Here is a 9,304-nt window from a genome sequence, read left to right on the forward strand (position 1 = left end):
AAGGGGCACCCGCCGTGCCCCGGCTGCCCGGTCGGAAGACATGAAAGCGGATGAAGGTTCACCAGAATGGCAGAAGCGCGGCACGTCAGCCTCTATGAGACCATCGGCGGGCAGGAAACAGTCCGCAAGGTGACAACGGCGTTCTACGACCTCATCGCCACCGATCCGCGCTATACCGAACTGCGGGCTCTCCATTCGGAAGACCTCACCGAGACCCGGGAATCATTGGAAGGCTTCCTCACCGCATGGATGGGCGGCCCGCGGGACTGGTTCACTCGTCGGCCCGGCATGTGCATCATGTCTGCGCACGCCGGGGTGCGCATGACGCCCGAGAGCACCCAACAGTGGATCGAGGCCATGGCCCGCGCCATGGGAGAAAGCGGCGTCAATCAGGGAATGGCGCTCAGGATCTGCCTGTCGCTGGCACGCATGGCCAGCGCCATGTCGCGCAGCTAGAGCAGCTTTCGAACAGGGTGGCACACCCTGCGCTTAAGAAAGTGCGACCAACAAAGAGCTTAGAGCCGCGATCTGATGCAATCAGATCCCGGCTCTAGACAGCTCCCGAGCGAGATACGAGCCTAATCCTGCTGCACAACGTCCGTGGAGGCAGACTGGCGGCTTTCCGCCCGGTTCATCAGGCGGATGCAGATGATGGAGATTTCGTAGAGGATCCACAGCGGGATCGCCAGCATCAGCTGGGAGATCACGTCGGGCGGCGTCACCACGGCTGCAACCGCAAAGGCAATCACGATCGCGTAGCGGCGGCCCTTCACCAGCGTTTCCAGCGAGAGGATTCCCACCCGCGCCAGCAGCACCAGCAGCACCGGCAGGAGGAACGAGAAACCGAAGGCGAAGACCATGTGCATCACGAGCGACAGGTAGTCGCCCATGGCCGGCAGGGCTTCTTGTGAAATGCCCCCCAGCTGGTTGTGATCCTCGAAGCTGAGGAAGAACCGGAACGCCGTCGGCATCACGAAGTAATAGGCAAGCGCCGCGCCCAGCACGAACAGCACAGGCGTTGCAATCAGGAACGGCAGCAGGGCCTTCTTCTCGTTCCGGTACAGGCCCGGCGCAATGAACATCCACACCTGATTGGCCAGCACCGGGAAGGACACGAAGAACCCGGCGAACAGCGCCACCTTCAGCTGCACGAAGAAGGCTTCGTAGAGCTTGGTGTAGATCAGCTTGGCCCCTTCCCGCCCACCAAAGGCCACGGCCAGCGGCTTGGTCAGAAAGCTGAAGATGTAATCGGCGAAATAGAAGCTGATGGCACAGGCCAGAAACAGTGCCAGCACCGAGTAGAGCAGCCGGCGGCGCAGTTCGATCAGATGGTCGAGCAACGGAGCCTTGGTGTCGTCAATATCCCTGATCACGGGCGCGGCTCCGAAGCGACAATACGATCTGCACCGGCCTGCCCCTGTACGGCTGCCCCGGCAACGTCAGCACCAACGTCAACTCCGGCATCAGTGCCAACATCGGCTGACACCTCTCCGGCTTCGCCCTTTGGGGCCACCGGCTGGGTCGGACCCACCCCCGGGCCGGATGCCGTGAACGTCTGAACCGCCTCGTTGTACTGCGGCGCTGGGGCCGCTGGTGCAGGCGTCGTCGCCGCGGGCTCCGGTGCCGGATTGGGATGCATCTTCATGATGCGCTCCCGCTCCTCCTGAAACTCGGCTTCCTGCATCATTTGGTCGAAACCGGCGCGAATCTGGCCCGTCATCATGCGGGCGCGGCGCACCCACTGGCCAACCGTGCGCATCAGCTTGGGCAGATCCTTCGGACCCACCACCAGCAGCGCCACGATGGCCACAACCAGCAGTTCGGAAGAGGCAATGTCAAACATGGCAAGGGCCGATCAGTTCAGGACTATCAGCCTTTGGCTTCTTCCTTGGTGGTTCCGGGCGTTCCCATCTGGTCCGCGCCGTGAATACGCTGCGGCTGGGCGGGTGCCTGCTGCTGCGGGGCGGGCTCCTCATCGGAAAGGCCCTTCTTGAAGCTTTTGATGCCCTTGGCGATATCGCCCATGACATCGGAAATCCGGCCCCGTCCAAACAGCAGGACGACGACCAGGATCAGCACCAACCAGTGCCAGATGCTTCCCAAGCCCATAACGAACTCCTCTTTCGGCTCCGCATCTTACCGGAGCCATTAGCCTTAGCGCGTATGTAAGGCGTTAACTGTCAACTTGCCACTGTGCAACCGCGCACGCGGCGTCACGTCCCATATCCCGCAGGTTCGGGCTTGCCGGAGGACTCATCTGGCTCTTCCCCATGCTCTCCGGCTTCGCTTTCGCCCCTGTCTCCTTCCGGCGCGGCATCGGCGGCATACGCGTCGGTCGTGACAGTTTCATTGCTGTCCTCAACATCGTCCGCGCCCACATCCTCCGCCGGGACCTCTTCAGTCTCATCGTCCGCTTCTGGCCCAGAAGGCTGCGAGGCTTGAGGCTGGGCCGGCTGGGTCATCGCCTGTGCCAGCTGCACGTCGATAGGCTCCAGAAGCCCTGCGGCTTTCAGCTCTTCCACGCCCGGCAGGTCCTTGATCGACTCAAGGCCGAAGTGGGCAAGGAACTCCGCCGTCGTGCCATAGACCACCGGGCGGCCCGGTACCTCGCGGCGACCCACCGGCTTCACCCAGCCGGCTTCCATCAGCAGATCCAGCGTCCCCTTCGACAGCGATACGCCGCGAATGTCTTCAATGTCAGCGCGGCTGACCGGCTGGTGATAGGCAACGATCGCCAGCGTCTCGACGGCGGCGCGGGAGAGACGCTTGGATTCGTCCACTTCCTTGCGCATCAGGAACGCAAGGTCCGGCGCGGTCTGGAACAGCCACGCGCCTCCGCGCTTCACCAGATTGACGCCCCGCCCTTCGTATTGTTCCACCAGCGCCCGGATCAAGCCTGCCACGTCTGCATCGTCCGGCATGCGGGCGGCGATGTCCGATTCCCTCAGGGGCTCGGTTGCGGCAAACAGAATGGCTTCCACCATCCGCAAGTGATCCGGCCCCAGGTCGCCGGAGCGAGGCGTTTCCGGGTGCGGCGCATCAGGGCGCTGCGTTTCAGGGTCTTGCGTCATGCGCTGTCCCGTTTCTTCACATAAAGCGGGCCGAACGGCTCCAGCTGCTGCACCTCGGCCTTGCCCAGCCGCGCCATTTCCAGCGTCGCCAGAAACGTGCTGGCCAGCGCCGAGCGGCGGAATTCAAGGTCGCCGCCATCGGGCAGGAAGGCGGCAATGTCGGTCCACTGCATCGCATGGCCGATCATGCGCTCCAGGCGGCTCATGGCGGCCTCCAGCGGCCACACCGGGCGGCGCTTGGGCTGGTAGGTCTGCTTGATGCCCTTGGAGCGAATTTCGGCGTAGGACTTCAGCAGTTCATAAAGCGTGCAGTCGAATGCCGCCCGCTTCACGATCGCCAGCCCTTCCGGATTGCCGCGCGGGAACACGTCGCGCCCCAGCCGGTCCCGGCCCATCAGGCGCGCCGCCACGTCGCGGATAGCTTCCAGCCGTTGCAGCTGCAGTTGCAGGCGGGCAGCCAGTTCCTCGGCGGATGGCTCTTCCTCGTCCTTCTCGGGCGGCAGCAGCAGGCGGCTCTTCAGGTACGCCAGCCACGCCGCCATCACGAGGTAATCGGCCGCCAGCTCCAGCCGCAGCCGCCGCGCCTCGTTGATGAAGGCGAGATACTGCTCCACCAGCGCCAGAATGGAGATCTTGGCCAGATCCACCTTCTGGAAGCGCGCCATTTGCAGCAGCAGGTCGAGCGGACCCTCATAGGCCTCCAGCCGGATGAACAGCGTCTCCTCGCCGTTCTCCTCCACCGGGGGTTCAGTCCCGGCCTCTGGCAGCCCGTCTCTGGTCTCGGTCTCGATCATGTCTCAAGGGCTAATGGGCGAAGACGATTCAGGCAAGTGCTAGTAATGCGTCACGCTTGGCCGAAAGATCGGCAATCAGCGCTTCATCCGTCGCCGCGTTGCTCGCACTCCACGCCATGGCCGCGTCCAGCCGCGCCTTTGCCTCCGGCGTGATCTCGGGCAGGCAGGCCGCCACCTCCTGCATCTCGGAGAGAATGCCCGAGCAGTGCAGCACCACGTCGCACCCGGCATCAAGGCAGCCCAGCGACTTCTCGGCATAGCTGCCGGAGAGCGCCTTCATGTTGATGTCGTCGGACATCAGCAGGCCGGTAAAGCCGATCTGCCCGCGAATGACCTCGCCGATCACCTTGGGAGAGAGCGTCGCGCACCGCTCGGCATCGATGGCGGTGTAAACCACGTGCGCCGTCATCGCCATCGGCGCATCCGCCAGCTTTGCAAACGGTGCGAAGTCCTGCTGCAGGGCATCCAGCGCATCATCCACCACCGGCAACTCCAGATGGCTGTCGCTACGCGCGCGGCCATGGCCGGGGATGTGCTTGATTACGCCAACCACACCGCCCTCGCGCAGGCCGTCCAGCGTCGCCTTGCCCAGCGAGGCAACCTGAGTGGGCTCGAAGCCATAGGCGCGGTCGCCGATCACGTCGTGCGCGCCTTCCACCGGCACGTCCAGCACCGGCAGGCAATCCACCGTCACGCCCACGCTGCGGACCACCGCCGCAATGGCGCGGGCATTCATCCGCGCCGCATCCATGGCAGACACCGGCGAGACGTCCCACAGGTCGGCAAACGCCTTGGCTGGCGGAAACGCAGGCCAGTGCGGCGGCTTCAGGCGGGCCACCCGCCCGCCTTCCTGATCGATCAGGATCGGCAGCGCCTCGCCCCGGCCAGACAGCGCCTTCAGGTCGTCCGTCAGCGCCTTCACCTGCTCCGGGTCCACGCAGTTGCGCAGGAACAGGATATACCCGGCCGGATCGGTCGCGCGGAACAGGTCGCGCTCCGCATCGGTGAGCACGGGGCCCTCAAGGCCGAAGAAAACTGGAATCACAGGGGGTGTCCCTTAAACGTGCCTATTGATCCGCCACCAGACAGGCCTGACCCGTCGCCTTCAGCTTACCGCACAGGCTGTCCGCCCGCGCCTTGAGGCTGATCGGCCCGGCCCGGAGGCGGTACATGGTCTTGGTGCCGGTCTTGACCGGCTGAATGTCGGGGCCGAGCTTCTCCAACTCCTTCTCGTACTTGGCCGAGAATTCCTGCCAGCCCGCCTGCGCCCGATCGACCGAGGAGAACGCACCCAGTTGCAGGAAGTAAACCTGCTTCTTCGGCGCTTCCGCCTTGGCCTTGGCTTCCGCCAGCTTCTTCGCCTCGGCCGCCTTTGCCGCCTCGGCCTTTGCAGCCGCAGCACGGGCAGCTTCGGCGCGCGCGGCCTCGGCAGCCTTTGCAACTTCCGCATCGGCGGTGGCGGCGGTCTGCGGCGCAGCCTGCGCAACAGCCGGAGCCTGCGCTTCCGGCGGCAGCAATTCCACCGGCTGCTCATCGATCGGAGCCGAGGGCGGCGGCGGTGGCGGCGGCGCGGGCCGCTCCACCGGCTGCTCCGGTCCCGTCGCCAGCGTTACTTCGGAGTTCAGTTCCTTGCCGCTGGCCACTTCGCCAATCATCAGCCCCTCGCCGTCGGCCCGCATGCCGCCCGGATCCTTGGGCTCTACGCGGAACGGCTCCTTCGGCGCCACGATCAGCGGCGGCTCGCCGTTGGCACCGGCAACGATGGCGTTGCCGTAGGGGTCCTGCTCCTCGCCGGAGGAGACGGCGATCACCGTCCCCACCAGGGCGACAACGAACACGGCGGCACCGCCCACGATCCACTTGCGAGACAGGGGCGCGGACTCCCCGTCGTCGGAAAGACCGGCGGGTTCAAGCCAGGGCGGGCTGTCGTTATCGCTGGAACCGCGGGCGCGGGCCATCAGTGCATCTCCTCCACGGGCTCGACGCCCATGATTGCCAGACCATTGCGGATAACCTGTGCTACAGCCCCAATGAGGGCAAGGCGGGCACGGCTCAGTTCCGCATCCTCCACGATGAACCGCAGGCTCGGGTCGTCATTGCCCCGGTTCCACAGGCCATGGAAGGCTGCTGCCAGATCATAGAGATAGAAGGCAACGCGGTGCGGCTCGTGCGCCTGCGCCGCCGCTTCCACCTGACGCGGCCACTGGCACGCCAGCTGGATGAGCGCCGCCTCTTCCGGGGCGGACAGGCGTTCCAGCTGCTCGGCCGGAATGGCATCCAGACCCTCGACGGAAAGTCCAGCGTCCACTGCCTTGCGCATGACCGAGCGGATGCGGGCGTGAGCGTACTGCACGTAGAACACCGGGTTCTCGCGGCTCTGCTCCACCACCTTGGCGAAGTCGAAGTCCAGCTGCGCGTCGGAGCGGCGGGTGAGCATCATGAAGCGCACCACGTCCTTGCCCACTTCCCGCACCACGTCGGCCAGCGTCACGAAGCTGCCGGCCCGCTTGGACATCTTGTATGGCTCGCCGTTCTTGAACAGGCGCACCATCTGGCACAGCTTCACGTCCAGCGGCACGCGGCCTTCCGAGACGGCCTTGACCGCCGCCTGCATGCGCTTCACGTAGCCGCCGTGGTCCGCGCCCCAGATGTCGATGAGCTGGGTGAAGCCCCGGTCCACCTTGGTCTTGTGGTACGCAATGTCGGCGGCGAAATAGGTCCACGCCCCGTTGGACTTCTTCAGCGCGCGGTCGGAGTCATCGCCGAAGTCGCTGGCGCGGAACAGCGTCTGCGGGCGCGGCTCCCAGTCGTCGGCGGCTTCACCCTTCGGCTTTTCCAGCACGCCCTCGTACACCAGGCCCGCCTGCTCCATGTCGGCCAGCGTCTTGGCGATGGAGCCGTCCTCGTGCAGCGCGCGCTCGGAGTAGAATACGTCGTGGTGAATGCCGAGCAGGGCCAGATCCTCGCGGATCATCGCCATCATCTGGTCGGTCGCTTCCTTCTTGAACAGCTGGAGCCACTCGGCCTCCGGGGCGTCGAGATACTGCTCGCCGTATTTCTCGAACAGCATCTGGCCCACCGGCACCAGGTAATCGCCCGGATAGAAGCCTTCCGGGATCTCGCCGATGTCGCGGCCCGCAGCCTGCTGGTACCGCAGGTGCGCGGAGCGGGCCAGCGTGTCCACCTGACCGCCCGCATCGTTGATGTAGTATTCCTTGGTGACGTTATAGCCTGCCCACTGCAGCAGGTTGGCCAGCGCATCGCCCACCACCGCGCCGCGGCAGTGGCCCACGTGCATCGGGCCGGTCGGGTTGGCCGAAACATATTCCACGTTGATGGGCTGGTTCTGGCCGACGGACGAGCGGCCATAGGCCTCGCCCGCCTTCCAGATCTGTGCCACCTGCGCGGTCCAGTAGGCCGGCTTCAGCTTCAAGTTAATGAAGCCCGGGCCTGCCACGTCCACCTTTTCCACGTCCGCATCGGCGCGCAGCTGCTCGGCCAACGCCTCGGCGATGACGCGCGGCGGCTTGCCCGCGGGCTTGGAGAGCACCAGCGCGGCGTTGGTCGCCAGATCACCGTGAGAGGGGTCGCGCGGCGGCTCAACCGTCACCGCCTTGAAATCCAGCCCTTGCGGCAGGACACCGGCCTCGCCCAGCGCGGCCAGAGCCGATTTCACCCGCTCTTCAAACACATGAAAGACGTTCATCACAACCCGTTCTATAATTCCGATCGGCAATCCGCGATCGCCTAAATTTCGATTGGCTGACGGCCCGTCAGACGAGCCAGTTCCTTCAGCGCGAAATTGTCCGTCATACCAGCGATAAAGTCCGCCACCGTCCGAACCCGGTCGGGCATGGCGGCAGCGGCGGCCCGGCTCGACCACTCTGGCGGCATCCGCAGCGGATCGTCCAGATACAGGTCGAACAGGTCGCCAATGACCCCCTTCGCCAGGTCGGTACTGTGCTGGACCTTGTAGTGGTGGTACATGCGCGTGCGCAAGAAGTGTTTCAGCTCCCGCTCCAGCGGCTGCACGGCGCTGCTGAACGCGGCCACGGGCTGTCCCGCCCGCCGGATGTCATCGGCGGACAGGGGCTGCAGCCGCTCCAGCCGCCGCCCGGTCTCGCCCAGAAGATCAAGCACCAAATGCCCCACCATGTTGCGGATCAGCTCCGGCCGCAGCCGCTCCTTTGGAGCCTGCGGGTACTGGCGGCGCAGACGCTCCCACGTCTCGGCCACCAGCGGCACCACCATCAGGTCATCGATGGTGAACAGCCCGGCGCGCAGGCCGTCGTCCACGTCGTGGGTGTTGTAGGCGATGTCGTCGGACAGCGCGGCCACCTGCGCCTCGAGGCTGGCGAAGGTGTGCAGTTCCAGATCGTGCTGCGCCACGTACTCCGCCAGCGCCCACGGCGGGCTGCTGACCGGCCCGTTGTGCTTGGCCAGCCCTTCCAGCGTCTCCCACGTCAGGTTCAGGCCATCGAACGGCACATAGCGGTGCTCGAGGTAGGTCACGATGCGGATGGTGTTGGCATTGTGATCGAACCCGCCCCACGGCGCCATCTTTGCAGACAGCGCCTCCTCGCCCGCATGGCCGAAGGCGGTGTGGCCGAGGTCGTGCGCCAGTGCCAGCGCCTCAGTCAGGTCTTCGTCCAGCCCCAGCCGCCGCGCGATCGAGCGGGCGATCTGCGCCACTTCCAGACTGTGCGTCAGCCGGGTGCGATAGTGATCGCCGTCCACCGAGACGAACACCTGCGTCTTGTGCTTCATCCGGCGAAAGGCGGAGGAATGGATGATCCGGTCCCGGTCGCGCTGGAAGGCGCTGCGTCCGGGGCTTTCCGGCTGAAGATGAAGCCGTCCGCGCGTCTTCGTCGGGTCTGCGGCGTAGGGTGCTGGCTGCAACAAGCGCCCCTCCTTCACAAGAAATGTGGCCCGAGCCGGATCAGCCTCAGGGCTTCAGCGGCTCTATAGCCCCAACGTCTCGCTTTATCACGGGTTTAATCCCCTGTGCGCCAAGTCTGGCGGCAAAGTCACGCGCCTGCGCCAACGTCTCGAACGGTCCGGTCAGCAGCCGGTGGTAGGTCACGCCGACCTGCGCATGCACCTGCACGAACGCCTGCCGCTGCCCCAGAAGCGCGCCCGCCCTGCCCGTCGCATCCGCCCAGGCCGCCTGCGCCTTGTCCCGGCTGACCAGACTGGCCAGTTGCAGCCAGTAGCCTGCGCCGCTGGAGACCATTTGTGATGCTCGTGACGCTTTTGCCGCTTCCGCCGCCGCAAGTTCGGCAACCGGCGCGGCAGCGGCCTCAGGCTTCGGGGCCTCAGGCCTCAAGGCCTCCGGCTTGGCCGCCTCCACCTTTGCAGCAGGCGCGGCGGGCTTTGCCGCCGGGGCCGCAGCCGGCAGACTCTCGTTGATCCGCCGGAAGTGGGCGGCGTAGGCCTTGC

10 protein-coding genes and 1 pseudogene are annotated in these 9,304 nt (G+C 65.6%); 1 reads left to right on the forward strand and 10 read right to left on the reverse strand.

All coding sequences use genetic code 11. The features are described from left to right. Window positions 1-66: 66 nt before the first annotated feature. Window positions 67-456, forward strand: coding sequence for a globin (locus VIG90_RS11655; protein ID WP_331593690.1), 390 nt, complete (start codon window positions 67-69; stop codon window positions 454-456). Window positions 457-578: 122 nt separating this feature from the next. Here VIG90_RS11655 and tatC read toward each other — a convergent pair whose 3' ends face one another. The 10 genes and pseudogenes from tatC to VIG90_RS11705 form a co-directional block, all read right to left on the reverse strand. Next, entirely contained in the window at window positions 579-1,370 is a 792-nt protein-coding gene (gene tatC, locus VIG90_RS11660; RefSeq protein WP_331593699.1) for a twin-arginine translocase subunit TatC, read from the reverse strand. After that, entirely contained in the window at window positions 1,370-1,843 is a 474-nt protein-coding gene (gene tatB / locus VIG90_RS11665) for a Sec-independent protein translocase protein TatB (RefSeq protein WP_331593691.1), read from the reverse strand. Before tatB ends, tatC begins: the two co-directional genes overlap by 1 nt. A gap of 26 nt (window positions 1,844-1,869) precedes the next feature. After that, window positions 1,870-2,109, reverse strand: a complete 240-nt coding sequence (locus tag VIG90_RS11670; protein ID WP_331593692.1) for a twin-arginine translocase TatA/TatE family subunit — start codon at window positions 2,107-2,109, stop codon at window positions 1,870-1,872. A gap of 362 nt (window positions 2,110-2,471) precedes the next feature. Beyond that, a pseudogene (gene scpB, locus VIG90_RS11675) lies at window positions 2,472-2,984 on the reverse strand (SMC-Scp complex subunit ScpB); the annotation flags it as partial. 83 nt (window positions 2,985-3,067) lie between these two features. Further along, on the reverse strand, window positions 3,068-3,865 hold the full coding sequence (locus VIG90_RS11680; RefSeq protein ID WP_331593693.1) for a ScpA family protein: 798 nt from the start codon (window positions 3,863-3,865) through the stop codon (window positions 3,068-3,070). 28 nt (window positions 3,866-3,893) lie between these two features. Continuing rightward, window positions 3,894-4,910, reverse strand: coding sequence for a beta-N-acetylhexosaminidase (gene nagZ / locus VIG90_RS11685; RefSeq protein ID WP_331593694.1), 1,017 nt, complete (start codon window positions 4,908-4,910; stop codon window positions 3,894-3,896). A 22-nt stretch (window positions 4,911-4,932) separates the two neighbouring features. Further along, window positions 4,933-5,823, reverse strand: coding sequence for an SPOR domain-containing protein (locus VIG90_RS11690; protein WP_331593695.1), 891 nt, complete (start codon window positions 5,821-5,823; stop codon window positions 4,933-4,935). Continuing rightward, the gene (gene argS, locus VIG90_RS11695) at window positions 5,823-7,571 is read right to left on the reverse strand and encodes an arginine--tRNA ligase (protein ID WP_331593696.1); all 1,749 of its coding nucleotides are present in this window, start codon (window positions 7,569-7,571) and stop codon (window positions 5,823-5,825) included. Before argS ends, VIG90_RS11690 begins: the two co-directional genes overlap by 1 nt. 41 nt (window positions 7,572-7,612) lie before the next feature. Beyond that, the gene (locus tag VIG90_RS11700) at window positions 7,613-8,767 is read right to left on the reverse strand and encodes a deoxyguanosinetriphosphate triphosphohydrolase (protein ID WP_331593697.1); all 1,155 of its coding nucleotides are present in this window, start codon (window positions 8,765-8,767) and stop codon (window positions 7,613-7,615) included. A gap of 43 nt (window positions 8,768-8,810) precedes the next feature. Further along, window positions 8,811-9,304: SPOR domain-containing protein (locus VIG90_RS11705; protein WP_331593698.1), on the reverse strand; the 494-nt coding region annotated here is incomplete at its 5' end.

Source organism: Pedomonas sp., assembly GCF_036515995.1.
Taxonomy (GTDB): Bacteria; Pseudomonadota; Alphaproteobacteria; order Sphingomonadales; family Sphingomonadaceae; genus Pedomonas.

Coding starts and splice junctions, on each gene's coding strand:
- VIG90_RS11655 (WP_331593690.1), top strand. CDS start 67: ATGGCAGAAGCGCGGCACGTCAGCCTCTATGAGACCATCGGCGGGCAG.
- tatB (WP_331593691.1), bottom strand. CDS start 1,843: ATGTTTGACATTGCCTCTTCCGAACTGCTGGTTGTGGCCATCGTGGCG.
- VIG90_RS11670 (WP_331593692.1), bottom strand. CDS start 2,109: ATGGGCTTGGGAAGCATCTGGCACTGGTTGGTGCTGATCCTGGTCGTC.
- VIG90_RS11680 (WP_331593693.1), bottom strand. CDS start 3,865: ATGATCGAGACCGAGACCAGAGACGGGCTGCCAGAGGCCGGGACTGAA.
- VIG90_RS11690 (WP_331593695.1), bottom strand. CDS start 5,823: ATGGCCCGCGCCCGCGGTTCCAGCGATAACGACAGCCCGCCCTGGCTT.
- argS (WP_331593696.1), bottom strand. CDS start 7,571: ATGAACGTCTTTCATGTGTTTGAAGAGCGGGTGAAATCGGCTCTGGCC.